Annotated in this window: 8 protein-coding genes; 4 read left to right on the top strand and 4 right to left on the bottom strand. The window is 71.1% G+C overall.

Annotated elements, in window-relative coordinates; genetic code table 11:
• Positions 1–4 precede the first annotated feature (4 nt).
• The 3 genes from uvrC to uvrA are packed head-to-tail and all read right to left on the bottom strand — an operon-like array spanning position 5 to position 5,317.
• Entirely contained in the window at positions 5–1,912 is a 1,908-nt protein-coding gene (uvrC, locus tag ACI3EY_RS15535) for an excinuclease ABC subunit UvrC (protein WP_405037349.1), read from the bottom strand.
• Entirely contained in the window at positions 1,905–2,345 is a 441-nt protein-coding gene (locus tag ACI3EY_RS15530) for a Rieske (2Fe-2S) protein (protein ID WP_405037350.1), read from the bottom strand. Before ACI3EY_RS15530 ends, uvrC begins: the two co-directional genes overlap by 8 nt.
• On the bottom strand, positions 2,342–5,317 hold the full coding sequence (uvrA, locus tag ACI3EY_RS15525) for an excinuclease ABC subunit UvrA (RefSeq protein WP_405041028.1): 2,976 nt from the start codon (positions 5,315–5,317) through the stop codon (positions 2,342–2,344). Before uvrA ends, ACI3EY_RS15530 begins: the two co-directional genes overlap by 4 nt.
• Positions 5,318–5,485: 168 nt before the next feature.
• Here uvrA and gltB point away from each other — a divergent pair, with 168 nt between their 5' ends.
• Genes gltB through ACI3EY_RS15505 form a run of 4 tightly spaced genes read left to right on the top strand, consistent with a single transcriptional unit; the run spans position 5,486 to position 13,149 of the window.
• On the top strand, positions 5,486–10,072 hold the full coding sequence (gene gltB / locus ACI3EY_RS15520) for a glutamate synthase large subunit (protein WP_405037352.1): 4,587 nt from the start codon (positions 5,486–5,488) through the stop codon (positions 10,070–10,072).
• Entirely contained in the window at positions 10,065–11,525 is a 1,461-nt protein-coding gene (locus ACI3EY_RS15515; RefSeq protein ID WP_405037353.1) for a glutamate synthase subunit beta, read from the top strand. The genes gltB and ACI3EY_RS15515 overlap by 8 nt, the downstream gene beginning before the upstream one ends.
• 29 nt (positions 11,526–11,554) lie before the next feature.
• Positions 11,555–12,244: an MBL fold metallo-hydrolase gene (locus ACI3EY_RS15510; RefSeq protein ID WP_405041027.1), complete on the top strand. Its 690-nt coding sequence runs from the start codon at positions 11,555–11,557 to the stop codon at positions 12,242–12,244.
• Complete coding sequence (locus ACI3EY_RS15505; protein WP_405037386.1) at positions 12,238–13,149, top strand: EamA family transporter; 912 nt, start codon at positions 12,238–12,240, stop codon at positions 13,147–13,149. Before ACI3EY_RS15510 ends, ACI3EY_RS15505 begins: the two co-directional genes overlap by 7 nt.
• Positions 13,150–13,186: 37 nt before the next feature.
• Here the strand turns inward: ACI3EY_RS15505 and uvrB are convergent, their stop codons facing one another.
• Positions 13,187–15,292 (bottom strand): excinuclease ABC subunit UvrB, encoded by a 2,106-nt coding sequence (uvrB, locus tag ACI3EY_RS15500; protein ID WP_405041026.1) that lies wholly within the window; start codon positions 15,290–15,292, stop codon positions 13,187–13,189.
• Positions 15,293–15,342 lie beyond the last annotated feature (50 nt).

Below are 15,342 nucleotides of genomic sequence, written 5' to 3'. Positions count from 1 at the left end.
CGGGTCAGTCGAGCACCTCTCCCGTGCTCAGGTTAACGGCCGGGGCGGTGGTCTCGCCCCCCAGCCGCTCGGCGATGACGGCGGCCAGCGAGGGACCGACCCCCGACACCTGCTGCAGCGCCTCCGGATCGGCCGCCCGGATCGCCTTGACCGAGCCGAAGTGGCGCAGCAGCGCCTGCTGCCGGGCCGGCCCCAGACCGGGTATGCCGTCCAGCGCGCTCGAGGTCATGCTCCGGGAGCGGCGCTGGCGGTGGAAGGTGTTGGCGAAGCGGTGGGCCTCGTCCCGCACCCGCTGCAGCAGGTACAGGGCCTCACTCGTGCGGGGCAGCACCAGCGGGAAGTCCTGGCCGGTGACCCAGACCTCCTCCAGCCGTTTGGCGAGACCGACCACGGCCACGTCCCCGGAGCCGACCTCGGCGAGAGCCGCCTGGGCGGCACGAACCTGCGGCAGGCCACCGTCGACGACCACCAGGTTCGGCGGGTAAGCGAACTTGGCGGGGCGGCCCTCCTCGTCCCGGCCCGGTCCGTCGGCCAGGTGCCGGAAGCGTCGGGTGAGGACCTCCCGCATCGCTGCGGTGTCGTCCCCGGTGCCGTCCCGGACGATGAACCGGCGGTACTCGCTCTTGCGTGCCAGTCCGTCCTCGAAGACGATCATCGACCCGACCACGTCGCTGCCCTGGACGTGGCTGATGTCGAAGGACTCCACCCGTAGCGGCGCCTCCTCCAGCTCCAGCAGCTCCTGCAACTCCTGCAGGGCCTGGGAGCGCAGCGTGAGGTCGCCGGAGCGGGCAACCTTGTGCCGTGCCAGCGCCTGCTGGGCGTTCCGCGCGACGGTGTCCATCAGGGTCCGCTTGTCCCCGCGGGCGGGGACCCGCACCACCACCCGCGATCCCCGCAGCCCGCTCAGCCACTGCGCCACCTCCTCCTCGCCGGAGGGCAGCACCGGCACCAGCACCTCGCGCGGCACCTGCTCGCCGCGCTCACCCCCGTAGACCTGCTGGAGCAGGTGCTCGACGATCGACGGCAGGTCCTCGGCGCCCTTCTCGCTGACCCATCCGCGCTGGCCTCGGATCCGGCCGCCGCGCACGTGGAAGACCTGGACCGCGACCTCCAGCTCGTCGTCGGCGAGGGCGAAGACGTCGGCGTCGGTGGCGTCCGGCAGCACCACCGCGGACCGCTCCAGGGCGCGGGTGAGGGCCCCGATGTCGTCCCGCAGCCGGGCCGCGGCCTCGAAGTCCAGGTCGGTGGAGGCCTGCTGCATCTTCTGCTCCAGACGGCGCACGAAGCGCGCGGAATCCCCGGCCATGAACGCGCAGAAGTCCTCGGCGATCCGCCGGTGCTCCTCGTCGTCGACGCGTCCCACGCAGGGGGCGGAGCACTTGTCGATGTACCCCAGCAGACAGGGACGACCCACCTGCTCGGCCCGGCGGAAGACCCCCGCGGAGCAGGTCCGCAGCGGGAAGACCCGGAGCAGGGTGTCCAGCGTCTCCCGGATCGCCCACGCGTGGGTGTAGGGGCCGAAGTACCGGGTGCCGGGCTTCTTGGCGCCGCGCATCACCTGGGCGCGGGGGTAGTCCTCCCCCATGGTCACGGCGAGGTAGGGGTAGGACTTGTCGTCCCGGTACTTCACGTTGAACCGCGGGTCGAACTCCTTGATCCAGGAGAACTCCAGCTGCAGTGCCTCGACCTCGTTGCGGACGACGGTCCACTCGACGCTCGCCCCCGAGGTGACCATCTGCCGGGTCCGGGGGTGCAGGCCACCGATGTCCTGGAAGTACGAGTTCAGCCGCGACCGCAGGGACCGGGCCTTGCCCACGTAGATGACCCGGCCGTGCTGGTCCCGGAAGCGGTAGACGCCGGGTTCTGTCGGGATCTGCCCGGTGGCCGGCCGGTAGCTGGCCGGGTCAGCCACTGATGACGACGTCGGCGCCGTCGACCTCTGCGTCCACGGCCGCCAACGGCTGCGTCGCCGGACCGGAGACGACGTCCCCGCTGTCCGCCGCGAAGACGCTGTTGTGGCAGGGACAGACCAGGGTCCCCTCGTCCCCGGTGCCGGAGACCATGCAGCCGGCGTGCGTGCAGGTGGCGTCGAAGGCCAGCACCTGGTCCTCGGTCGGCCTGGTGACGATGATCTCCTCGGTCTCGTAGTAGGTGCTGCCCCCGACCGGGGTGTCGGCCAGCGGCGCCCGCAGCCGCTCACCACCGTCAGCACCCTCTGCGCCCCCGGTGGTCCCCTCGCCCTCCGCAGCCGGGTCCGCTCCTCCGCAGGCAGCCAGTGACCCGGTGGCGAGCAGCGCCCCGCCGGCCTGCAGGGCGGTGCGCCGGTTCGGACAGCTCCAGCTCATGCGGTCGACCTCCGGTCCAGTCCCAGCACGGGGGCGAGGAAGTGCCCGGTGTGGCAGTCGGGGTTGAGGCTGATCTGTTCCGGAGTGCCCTCGGCCACGACCGTGCCGCCACCGCGCCCACCCTCGGGACCGAGGTCCACGACCCAGTCCGCGCTCTTGATGACGTCGAGGTTGTGCTCGATGACCAGCACGGTGTTTCCCTTGTCGACGAGACCCTGCAGCACCCCGAGCAGCCGCCGGATGTCCTCGAAGTGCAGCCCGGTGGTCGGCTCGTCGAGCACGTAGACGGTGCGGCCGGTGGACCTCTTCTGCAGCTCGGCGGAGAGCTTCACCCGCTGGGCCTCGCCGCCGGAGAGGGTGGTCGCCGGCTGGCCGAGCCGGACGTAGCCGAGCCCCACCTCCACCAGCGTGGTCAGGTGGCGGGCGATGACCGGGACGGCGCTGAAGAACTCCGCGGCCTCCTCGATCGGCATGTCCAGCACCTCGGCGATGGACCGGCCCTTGAACTGGACCTCGAGGGTCTCCCGGTTGTAGCGCTTGCCGTGGCAGACCTCGCAGGGCACGTAGACGTCCGGCAGGAAGTTCATCTCGATCTTCAGCGTGCCGTCACCCGAGCAGGCCTCGCAGCGTCCGCCCTTCACGTTGAAGGAGAAGCGCCCGGGCTGGTAACCCCTGACCTTGGCCTCGGTGGTGGTCGCGAAGAGCTTGCGGATGTGGTCGAAGAGACCGGTGTAGGTCGCCGGGTTGCTCCGGGGGGTGCGACCGATCGGGCTCTGGTCGACGTGCACCACCTTGTCCAGCTGGTCGAGCCCCTCCACCTTGCGGTGCCGTCCCGGGACGTGCCGGGCGCCGTTCAGCTGGTTGGCCAGCACCCGGTAGAGGATGTCGTTGACCAGCGTCGACTTGCCCGACCCGCTGACACCGGTCACGGCGACCAGGTTGCCGAGCGGGAAGGAGACGTCGATCTCGCGCAGGTTGTGCTCGCGGGCACCCCGCACGGTGACCGCCCGGCCGTCCTGGGGTCGGCGTTCCTGTGGGACGGGGATGGACCGGCGCCCGGACAGGTACTGCCCGGTCAGCGAGGTGGGGTGGCTGAGCAGCTTCTTGACCGACCCGCTGTGCACGACGTGCCCGCCGTGCTCGCCGGCCCCCGGCCCGATGTCGACCACCCAGTCGGCGGTGGCGATGGTGTCCTCGTCGTGCTCCACGACGATCAGGGTGTTCCCCAGGTCGCGCAGCCGGGTCAGCGTCTCGATCAGCCGGCGGTTGTCACGCTGGTGCAGACCGATGCTCGGCTCGTCGAGCACGTAGAGCACGCCGACCAGCCCGGACCCGATCTGGGTCGCCAGCCGGATCCGCTGCGCCTCTCCCCCGCTCAGCGTCCCGGCCGGACGCTCCAGCGACAGGTAGTCCAGCCCGACGTCCAGCAGGAACCCCAGCCGGGCCGCGATCTCCCGGTTGACCTGCCCGGCGATCGCGGACTCGCGCTCGGTGAACTCCACCGACGCCAGGAACTCCGCGCACTGGTCGATGGGCAGGGCGCAGACCTCGGAGATGCTCATCCCGCCGACGTGCACGGCGAGGATCTCCGGCTTCAGCCGCTGCCCCTTGCAGGTGGGGCAGGGCACCTCCCGCATGTACCCCTCGTACCTTTCCCGGCTGCTGTCGGACTCGGTCTCCGCGTGCTTGCGCTTGACGTAGGGGATCACACCCTCGAAGCCGGTGGAGTAGCTGCGTTCCCGGCCGAAACGGTTCCGGTACTTCACGTGCACCTTGTGCTTGTACCCGTGCAGGACCGCGTCACGCGCGCGTCCGGGGAGCTGCTTCCACGGGACGTCCAGCCGGAAGTCGAGGTCGTCGGAGAGCCCGCCCAGCACCCGCAGGAAGTAGTCGCTCAACCCGTTGGCGGTGGACCACGGCACCAGCGCCCCGCCGAGGACGCTCAGGTCCTCACGGACCGCGAGCTCGGGGTCCACCTCCAGCTCCACGCCGATGCCGGTGCACGCCGGGCAGGCGCCGAAGGGGCTGTTGAACGAGAACGAGCGCGGCTCCACCTCGTCGATGGACAGCGGGTGCTCGTTCGGGCAGGCCATCCGCTCGGAGAAGCGCCGCTCCCGGGGCAGCGCGTCCCCCCGCTCGTCCACCGGCGCAGCACGACCCGGGTCGTCCTGACCGTCCTCGCTCACGTCCACGAACTGGGCGACCACGATGCCGTCCGCGAGCCGCAGCGCGGTCTCCACCGAGTCGGTGAGCCGGCGCGCGTAGGCGCGGTCCACGGTCGTGCCGTCGCCCTTGGTGACGAGCCGGTCGACGACCACCTCGATGCTGTGCTTGCGCTGCTTCTCCAGGGTCGGGGGCTCGGCCAGCGAGATCAGCTCACCGTCCACCCGTGCCCGGGCGAAGCCCTTGGACTGCAGCTCGGCGAAGAGGTCGACGAACTCACCCTTGCGGCCGCGCACCACCGGGGCCAGCAGCTGGTACCGGACGCCGGAGGGCAGCGCCAGCAGACGGTCGACGATCTGCTGCGGCGTCTGCCGCTCCACCGGCTCGCCGCAGACCGGGCAGTGCGGACGCCCGACCCGGGCGAAGAGCAGGCGCAGGTAGTCGTACACCTCGGTGATCGTGCCGACCGTCGAGCGCGGGTTGCGGTTGGTGGACTTCTGGTCGATCGAGACCGCCGGGGACAGTCCCTCGATGAAGTCGACGTCCGGCTTGTCCATCTGGCCGAGGAACATGCGGGCGTACGCGGACAGCGACTCGACGTACCGACGCTGGCCCTCCGCGAAGATGGTGTCGAACGCCAGCGAGGACTTGCCCGAGCCGGATAGACCGGTGAAGACGACGAGCGAGTCCCGCGGGATGTCGACCGAGACGTCCTTCAGGTTGTGCTCGCGCGCCCCCTGCACGACCAGACGATCGTGCCGGGCGCGGGTGACGGCTCGGGACACGGAGGGAGAGGCAGATGTGGGCACCCCACCACTGTAGGTCCCGCCACCGACACACCCCCGCTCCGGCTTTTCCACCCCGGCGGATGCATAGGTATGCTGATCCCCACATATATGCTCGACAAGGCCACGCTGGCCGCCCCGTGAACGTCCGGTTGCCCCCACGGCAGCCCCGTCCCGAAGACCGGTGAACCCATGACCGAGCCGCACCACCGCACCCCTGCCGCGCTGCGCCCCGTCCCCGGGGCCGCACCCGAGGGGCTCTACGACGGGGCGCACGAGCACGACAACTGCGGGGTGGCCTTCGTCGCCACCCTGGACGGCGTGCCCCGGCACGACATCGTCTCCTCGGCGCTGACCGCCCTGCACAACCTGGACCACCGCGGGGCCGTCGGCTCGGAGGAGAACTCCGGTGACGGGGCCGGCATCCTCACCCAGATCCCGGACGGCTTCCTGCGCGCGGTCCTCCCCTTCGAGCTCCCCGACCCGGGCCGGTATGCCGTCGGCATCCTGTTCCTGCCCGGCGACGGCGCGACCGAGGAGGTGGCCGCGCAGGTCGAGCAGATCGTCGCCGACGGCGGCCTGAGCCTGCTGGGCTGGCGCGACGTCCCGGTCGTCAGCGACATGATCGGACCGACGGCCCTGTCGGTGATGCCGGTGATGCGCCAGCTCGTCGTCGCCGCGGGACCGGAGGCCCCGGACGAGGAGGGCCTGGAGCTGGAACGCCGCGTCTGGCTGACCCGGAAGCGGATCGAGCGGCGCACCCCGGCATACCCGGTGTCGCTGTCGACGCGCACCCTCACCTACAAGGGGATGCTGACCACGAACCAGCTCCCGGCGTACTTCCCCGACCTGCTGGACGAGCGGTTCACCAGCGCGCTGGCGGTGGTGCACTCCCGTTTCTCGACCAACACCTTCCCGTCCTGGCCGCTGGCCCACCCGTACCGGATGATCGCGCACAACGGCGAGATCAACACCGTCAAGGGCAACCGCAACTGGATGCGGGCGCGCCAGTCCCAGCTGCGCAGCGACCTCTTCCCGGGTCCCCTCGACGACGCGTTGCCGATCTGCACCCCGGAGGCCAGCGACTCCGCGACCTTCGACGAGGTGCTGGAGCTGCTGGCCCTGGGTGGGCGCAGCCTGCCGCACGCGGTGCTGATGATGATCCCGGAGGCGTGGGAGAACAACGCCGCCATGGAGCCCGACCTGCGTGCCTTCTACGAGTACCACTCGATGCTCATGGAGCCCTGGGACGGGCCGGCCAACCTGGTCTTCACCGACGGCACCCAGGTGGGGGCCGTGCTGGACCGCAACGGCCTGCGTCCCTCCCGCTACTGGGTCACCGACGACGGGCTGGTCATCCTCGGGTCCGAGTCGGGCCTGCTGCCGGTCCCGGAGCAGAAGGTGGTGCGCAAGGGACGCGTCGCACCGGGACGGATGTTCCTCGTCGACCTGGAGCGGGGCGAGATCCTCGACGACGACGCCGTCAAGCGCGACCTGGCCGCCCGCCAGCCCTACCGGGAGTGGCTCGAGCAGCACCTGGTGCGGATGGAGTCGCTGCCCGACCAGGTGCACGTGCGGCACACGCACGCCTCGGTGGTCCGGCGGCAGCAGATCTTCGGCTACACCGAGGAGGAGCTGCGCATCATCATGGCGCCGATGGCCCAGGCCGGCGCCGAGCCGATCGGCGCGATGGGGACCGACACCCCCATCGCGGTCCTCTCCGACCGGCCCCGGCTGCTCTTCGACTACTTCATCGAGGCCTTCGCCCAGGTGACGAACCCGCCGCTGGACGCGATCCGCGAGGAGATCGTCACCTCGCTGGAGGGCTCCACCGGCCCGGAGCCGAACCTGCTCTCGGAGACCCCCGAGCACGCCCGGCAGGTCGTGCTGCCCTTCCCGGTGATCGACAACGACCAGCTGGCCAAGCTGCGGCGGATCAACCTGGAGGGCGAGCACCCGGAGTTCACCCCCGTCGTGGTCCGCGGCCTCTACCGGGTGGACCTCGGGGCGGAGGCGCTCGAGCACCGCCTCGAGGAGATCTGCGCGGAGGTCGACGCGGCCGTGGCCCGGGGCGCCTTCTTCGTGGTGCTCTCGGACCGGCACGCGGACCGGGAGCAGGCACCGATCCCGTCGCTGCTGCTCACCAGCGCGGTGCACCACCACCTGGTGCGCAACAACACCCGTACCCGGGTGGGGCTGCTGGTGGAGGCCGGAGACGTCCGCGAGGTGCACCACGTCGCCCTGCTGGTCGCCTACGGCGCCGCCGCCGTCAACCCGTACCTGGCCATGGAGTCGGTGGAGAACCTGTGCTCCTCCGGCCAGGTGCTGGACGGCCTGGACCCGGACGTGGCGATCAGGAACCTGATCAAGGCCCTCGGCAAGGGCGTCCTGAAGGTCATGTCCAAGATGGGCATCTCCACGGTGTCCTCCTACCGCGGCGCCCAGACCTTCGAGGCCGTCGGCCTGTCCCGGGACGTCGTCGAGCGGTGGTTCACCGGGACCACCAGCCAGATCGACGGGGTGGGCCTGGACGTCATCGCCGAGGAGGTGGCACGCCGGCACGCGGTGGCCTACCCGCTCTCCGGCATCCCGCCCTACCACCGGGCGCTGACCATCGGCGGTGAGTACCAGTGGCGCCGCGAGGGGCCGCCGCACCTCTTCGGCCCGGAGGCCATCTTCCGGCTGCAGCACGCCACCCGGCAGGGGCGCTACGACATCTTCCAGCAGTACACCGACCTGGTCGACGAGCAGGCCGGTGACCTGATGACCCTGCGCGGGCTGTTCCGGACCAACCCGGACCGGGAACCGATCGACGTCGACGAGGTCGAGCCGGTCAGCGACATCGTCCGACGCTTCGCCACCGGCGCGATGAGCTACGGCTCCATCTCGCAGGAGGCGCACGAGACGCTGGCGATCGCGATGAACAGGCTGGGCGGCAAGTCCAACACCGGCGAGGGCGGAGAGGACGTCGACCGGCTGCTGGACCCCGAGCGACGGTCCGCGATCAAGCAGGTCGCCTCCGGACGGTTCGGGGTGACCTCGCCGTACCTGGTGCACGCCGACGACATCCAGATCAAGATGGCCCAGGGCGCCAAGCCAGGCGAGGGGGGCCAGCTGCCGCCCGGCAAGGTCTACCCCTGGGTGGCCAGCACCCGGCACTCGACCCCCGGCGTCGGGCTCATCTCGCCGCCGCCGCACCACGACATCTACTCGATCGAGGACATCAAGCAGCTCATCCACGACCTGAAGAACGCCAACCCGAAGGCGCGCGTGCACGTCAAGCTGGTCAGCCAGATCGGGGTGGGCACGGTCGCGGCCGGGGTGGCCAAGGCCAAGTCGGACGTGGTGCTGATCTCCGGCCACGACGGGGGCACCGGCGCCAGCCCGCTGACCTCGCTGAAGCACGCCGGCACCCCGTGGGAGCTCGGTCTGGCCGAGACCCAGCAGACGCTGCTGAAGAACGGTCTCCGGGACCGGATCGTCGTGCAGTGCGACGGGCAGCTCAAGACCGGGCGGGACGTGCTGGTGGCCGCGCTGCTCGGCGCCGAGGAGTACGGCTTCGCCACCGCCCCGCTGGTCGTCTCCGGATGCATCATGATGCGGGTCTGCCACCTGGACACCTGCCCGGTGGGGATCGCCACCCAGAACCCCGAGCTGCGGGAGCGGTACACCGGCAAGGCCGAGCACGTGGTGAACTTCTTCACCTTCGTCGCCCAGCAGGTGCGTGAGCTGCTCGCGGGGCTCGGCTACCGCAGCCTGGACGAGGTCATCGGACGGGCGGACCTGCTCGACACCTCCGCCGCGGTCGAGCACTGGAAGGCCGACGGTCTCGACCTGGCGCCGATCCTGCACATGACCGCGATCCCGGAGGGGGCCTCGCGGCGGTGCACCACCACCCAGGAGCACGGGCTCGAGGCGGCGCTGGACAACCAGCTTGTCGAGCTCGCCGGCCCCGCGCTCCGCGACGGCACCCCGGTGACCGGGCACTTCCCTATCACCAACGTCAACCGGACGGTCGGCACCCTGCTGGGGCACCACATCACCGTGGCCGCCGGCCCGGACGGGCTGCCGGAGGGATGCATCGACCTGACCTTCACCGGTTCGGCGGGGCAGTCGTTCGGCGCCTTCCTGCCCTCCGGTGCCACCCTGCGCCTGGTCGGTGACGCCAACGACTTCGTCGGCAAGGGCCTGTCCGGCGGTCGGATCGTGGTCCGCCCCTCCGAGGACGCGCCCTTCGTCGCGATGGACCAGGTGATCGCCGGGAACGTCATCTGCTACGGCGCCACCGCCGGGCAGGTGAACCTGCGCGGCACCGTCGGCGAGCGATTCTGCGTGCGCAACTCCGGGGCCACCGCCGTCGTCGAGGGCGTGGGCGACCACGCGCTGGAGTACATGACCGGCGGCAGGGCCCTCATCCTGGGTCGCACCGGCCGCAACATCGGTGCCGGGATGTCCGGCGGCAGCGCCTTCGTCCTGGACCTGCAGCAGGACCGGTTGAACCCGCTGGCCACGGCCAACGGCGACCTGCTCCTCTTCCCGCTGGCCGAGACGGACCGGACCGAGGAGGTGCGGGCCCTGATCGAGGAGCACCGCGAGCTCACCGGCAGCAGCGTCGCCGAGCAGCTCCTCTCCGACCCCGACTGGGCACATCGGATCACCGTCATCACCCCACGCCAGTACGCCAGCGTCCTGCGCATCCGCCGCGAGGCGGAGGAGCGCGGCGACGACCCCAACGGCCCGCACGCCTGGCAGCTCATCCTGGAGGACTCTCATGGCTGACCCCAAAGGTTTCCTGAACCACCGCGACCGTGAGGACCGTCCCTCGCGTCCCGTCCCGGTCCGGATCATGGACTGGAACGAGGTGCACGGGGAGCAGGAGACCTCGGTGCTGCAGCGGCAGGCGAGCCGGTGCATGGACTGCGGCATCCCGTTCTGCCACACCGGGTGCCCGCTGGGCAACCTCATCCCGGAGTGGAACGACCTCACCCGTCGGGCGAACTTCGCCGAGGCGATCGAACGCCTGCACGCCACCAACAACTTCCCCGAGTTCACCGGTCGGCTGTGCCCCGCCCCGTGCGAGACGTCCTGCGTGCTGAGCATCAACCAGCCCGCGGTGACCATCAAGCAGATCGAGGTCTCGATCATCGACCGCGCCTTCTCCAACGGGCGGGTGAGCCCGCAGGAGCCGGAGTGGCTGAGCGGGCGCACCGTCGCGGTGGTCGGCTCCGGTCCGGCCGGCCTGGCCGCCGCCCAGCAGCTGGGTCGGGCGGGCCACACCGTGGTGGTCTACGAGCGCTCCGACGCCGTGGGCGGGCTGCTGCGCTACGGCATCCCCGAGTTCAAGATGGAGAAGTCCGTCCTGGACCGCCGGCTGGTCCAGCTGCGCGGCGAGGGCATCCGCTTCGTCACCGGGGTCACCATCGGGGGTGACGGACCGGACGACCTGTCCCTGGTGGAGCTGCGCAAGCGCTTCGACGCGGTGGTGATGGCCACCGGGTCCACCGTCCCCAGGGGCCTGCAGGTCCCCGGTGCGGACCTCGACGGTGTGCACCCGGCGATGGACTTCCTCGTCCCGGCGAACAGGGAGGCGCTCGGTGACCCGCGCGGCATCGACGCCGAGGACAAGGACGTGATCATCATCGGTGGCGGTGACACCGGGGCCGACTGCCTCGGGACCGCGCACCGGCACCGTGCCCGCTCGGTCATGCAGCTGGAGATCATGACCACCCCGCCGCACGAGCGTCCCGAGCACCAGCCGTGGCCGACCTACCCGATGCTCTACAAGGTCTCCGAGGCCCACCAGGAGGGCGGTGAACGGTCCTACGGCGTCTCCACGGTCGAGGTGCTGGGTGACGAGCACGGCGCCGTCCGCGGTGTGGTGATGGTCGACGGCCGGTTCGAGGACGGTCGTTTCCAGCCGATCGAGGGCAGCGAGCGGGAGATCCCGGCGCAGCTGGTGCTGCTCGCCATGGGCTTCGTCGGTCCCGACGAGAGCGCGGCGCCTTCGGGCACCCTGCCCCGCACCCCGGTCAACACCTACGAGCGGGACGACACCTTCGCCACCCCGATGGACGGCGTCTTCGCCGCCGGGGACTGCGGCCGTGGCCAGTCGCTCATCGTCTGGGCCATCGCCGAGGGCCGGGCCTGCGCCGCGGCGGTGGACGCCTACCTCACCGGGACGAGCACCCTGCCCGCCCCGATCCGGCCGACCGACCGGCCGCTCACCGTCTGAGCAGGTATGCCCGCACTAGACTCGGCGCCGTGAGCTCTGCAGACCTGACCGGACACGTCTCCCCCGGTGGCCCGAGCTGGGTGCTGGACCTCGGCCCTGCCGTGGTCCGCAAGTGCAGCGTCGGGCCGATGGACAACAACGCCTACCTGGTGACCTGCAGGGCCACCGGGAAGCGGCTGCTCGTGGACGCCGCGGACGACGCGCCGCGGCTGCACCGCCTGCTGGCCGAGGACGGGGCGGCCGACCGGCCGGAAGCCCTGGACACCCTGCTGACCACGCACCGGCACCAGGACCACCACCAGGCGCTGGCGGAGATGGTGCGGGCGACCGGCGCCACCACGGTCGCCGGGGCCGACGACGCCGACGCGCTGCCCGTCCCGGTGGACATCCGTGTCGAGCAGGGTGACCGGATCCGGGTCGGCGACCTGGAGCTGGACGTCGTCGCGCTGCGCGGGCACACCCCCGGCTCGGTGGCGCTGGCCCTCGGCACCCTCGGCGACACGGGGGCGCGGACCACCCTGTTCACCGGGGACAGCCTCTTCCCCGGCGGCCCCGGCAAGACCGGCTCGCCGGAGGACTTCGCCAGCCTCATGGACGACCTCGAGCAGCGAGTCTTCGGCGTCTACGACGACGCGCTGGTGCTCCCCGGTCACGGTGACAACACGACGCTGGGCGCCGAGCGCGACGACCTGCCGGGGTGGCGGGAACGCGGTTGGTGACGGCGCCTCCCGCGCCGGGGGCCCGGCCACGGGTCCCGCCCGTGGTGCTGGTGCTGGTCGCCGTCGTCTCCGTGCAGTTCGGCGGCGCCCTCGCCGCGACCCTGCTGCCGACGGTCGGTGTCCTGGGGTCGGTGACCCTGCGCCTGGCGTTGGCGGCGGTCATCCTCTGGGCCCTGGTCCGGCCGCGGCTCCGTGGTCGCAGCGCCGCGGACTGGGGCGTCGTCAGCCTCTTCGCCCTGGCCCTGACCTGCATGAACATCGCGTTCTACGGGAGCCTGACCCGGCTGCCCATCGGCGTCGCGGTCACCATCGAGTTCCTCGGGCCGCTGGCCCTCGCGGCGGCGCTGTCCCGACGACGCCGTGACCTGCTGGCGGTCGGCGCGGCCCTGGTCGGGGTCCTGCTCATCTCGGAGGCCCTCACCACCCCGTGGGCCGAGCTCGACATCACCGGCATCCTGCTCGCGGCCACCGCCGGGGCCTGCTGGGCTGCCTACATCGTGCTCAGCCGCCGGACCGGTGCCCGCTTCGAGGGGTTGGACGGCATCGCCATCTGCCTGGCGCTGGGTGCGGTGGTGATGCTGCCGCTGGGCTGGGCCACCGCCGGCAGCGCACTGGTCACGCCGGAGGCCTTGCTGCTCGGCCTCGGGATCGCGCTGCTGTCCTCGGCGATCCCGTACAGCCTCGAGCTGCTGGCGTTGCGCCACCTGCGCTCGGGCACCTTCGGCGTCCTGCTCAGCCTGGAGCCGGCCGCCGCCGCCCTCGCCGGGCTGATCGTGCTCGGGCAGGTGCTCGCCCTGCCGCAGCTGCTCGGGATGGCCCTGGTCGTCGTGGCCAGCGTGCTGGTCCTGGGCCGTCCGACCGGGCCCGGGCGGCGCCGGCGACGGAACCAGCCCGAGGTCGTCTGAGCGGGTCCGTCCCGGCCGACCCGCCCGTCCCGCCGGGTCAGCCGGTCGCCTCCCGCATCTGCCGGAGCTCCTTCTTGAGGTCGCCGATCTCGTCGCGCAACCGGGCCGCCAGCTCGAAGTGCAGGTCGGTGGCGGCCTGGTGCATCTGCTCGGTGAGCTCCTGGATCAGGGTCGCCAGCTCGGTGGCCGGCAGACCGTCCCCGGTCCTGCTCGCGATGGTGGCGCTGCCCGAGGCCACCGCGGCGCCCCGGCCACGGCCCTTGCCGCGCGACTGGCTGCGTCCGCTGCCCATCAGGGCCTCGGTGTCGGCGTCCTCCCGCTCGAGCATGTCGGTGATATCCGCGATGCGCTTGCGCAGCGGCGTCGGGTCGATCCCGTGCTCGACGTTGTAGGCGATCTGCTTCTCCCGACGACGGTTGGTCTCGTCGATCGCCTGCTCCATCGAGGGAGTGATCCGGTCGGCATACATGTGCACCTGCCCCGAGACGTTCCGGGCGGCGCGACCGATGGTCTGGATGAGCGACCGGGCCGAGCGCAGGAAGCCCTCCTTGTCGGCGTCCAGGATGCTGACCAGCGAGACCTCCGGGAGGTCGAGGCCCTCCCGGAGCAGGTTGATCCCGACCAGCACGTCGTACTCACCCATCCGCAGCTCACGCAGCAGCTCGACCCGGCGCAGCGTGTCCACCTCGGAGTGCAGGTACCGCACCCGGACACCCTTGTCGAGCAGGTAGTCGGTGAGGTCCTCCGCCATCTTCTTGGTCAGGGTGGTGACCAGCACCCGCTCGTCGCGCTTGGTCCGCTCCCCCACCTCGTACAGCAGGTCGTCGATCTGACCCTTCGTCGGCTTGAGCACGACCTCCGGGTCCACCAGGCCGGTCGGGCGGATGATCTGCTCGACGTACCCGTCCGACTTGGCCATCTCGTAGTCCCCCGGGGTGGCCGACAGGTAGACGGTCTGCCCCACCCGCTCCAGGAACTCCTCCCACTTCAGCGGGCGGTTGTCCATCGCGCTGGGCAGGCGGAAGCCGTGGTCCACCAGCGTCCGCTTGCGCGACATGTCGCCCTCGTACATGGCACCGATCTGCGGGACCGTCACGTGCGACTCGTCGATGACCAGCATGAAGTCCTCGGGGAAGTAGTCGAGCAGACAGTTGGGCGCACTGCCCGCCGGCCGCCCGTCCATGTGCCGCGAGTAGTTCTCGATGCCCGAGCAGGAGCCGACCTGGCGCATCATCTCGATGTCGTAGCTGGTGCGCATCCGCAGGCGCTGGGCCTCGAGCAGCTTCCCCTGCCGCTCGAAGGTCTCCAGCTGGGTGGCCAGCTCCGTCTCGATGCCGGCGATCGCGCGCTCCATCCGTTCCGGGCCGGCGACGTAGTGGGAGGCCGGGAAGACGTACATCTCCTGCTCCTCACGGACCACCTCGCCGGTGAGCGGGTTCAGCGTGTAGAGCCGGTCGATCTCGTCGCCGAAGAACTCGATCCGCACCGCCAGCTCCTCGTACTGCGGGATGATCTCCACGGTGTCGCCCCGGACCCGGAAGGTCCCCCGGGTGAAGGCCATGTCGTTGCGGGTGTACTGCATCCCGACGAAGGTGCGCAGCAGCTCGTCCCGGTCGAAGGTCTGCCCGACCCGGAGCCGGGCCATCCGGTCGACGTACTCCTGCGGGGTGCCGAGGCCGTAGATGCAGGACACCGAGGCGACCACGATGGCGTCCCGGCGGGTGAGCAGGGAGTTGGTCGTGGAGTGCCGCAGCCGCTCGACCTCGTCGTTGATCGAGGAGTCCTTCTCGATGTACGTGTCCGTCTGCGGGACGTAGGCCTCGGGCTGGTAGTAGTCGTAGTAGCTCACGAAGTACTCGACCGCGTTGTTCGGGAGCAGCTCCTTGAACTCGTTGGCGAGCTGGGCGGCGAGGGTCTTGTTGGGCGCCATCACCAGGGTCGGCCGCTGCACCTTCTCGATCAGCCAGGCCGTCGTCGCCGACTTGCCGGTACCCGTGGCGCCGAGCAGCACGATGTCCTGCTCGCCCCCACCGACCCGACGCGCCAGGTCGGCGATGGCCCGCGGCTGGTCCCCGCTCGGGCGGAAGTCGGAGACCACCTCGAAGGGGTTCACCGTGCGCTGCAGGTCCGTGGTGGGTCGCATGCCTCAACGGTATCCCCCGCCACCGACAAGGGTGGCCCGGCCGCTCGGCC

The organism is Serinicoccus shuyuelongi, assembly GCF_045032955.1.
Taxonomy (GTDB): domain Bacteria; phylum Actinomycetota; class Actinomycetes; order Actinomycetales; family Dermatophilaceae; genus Ornithinicoccus.
The sequence above is the reverse complement of the archived record's forward strand: the minus strand, read 5'-3'. Positions and strand labels throughout refer to the sequence as shown.

Coding starts and splice junctions, on each gene's coding strand:
- ACI3EY_RS15530 (WP_405037350.1), bottom strand. CDS start 2,345: ATGAGCTGGAGCTGTCCGAACCGGCGCACCGCCCTGCAGGCCGGCGGG.
- gltB (WP_405037352.1), top strand. CDS start 5,486: ATGACCGAGCCGCACCACCGCACCCCTGCCGCGCTGCGCCCCGTCCCC.
- uvrB (WP_405041026.1), bottom strand. CDS start 15,292: ATGCGACCCACCACGGACCTGCAGCGCACGGTGAACCCCTTCGAGGTG.
- ACI3EY_RS15515 (WP_405037353.1), top strand. CDS start 10,065: ATGGCTGACCCCAAAGGTTTCCTGAACCACCGCGACCGTGAGGACCGT.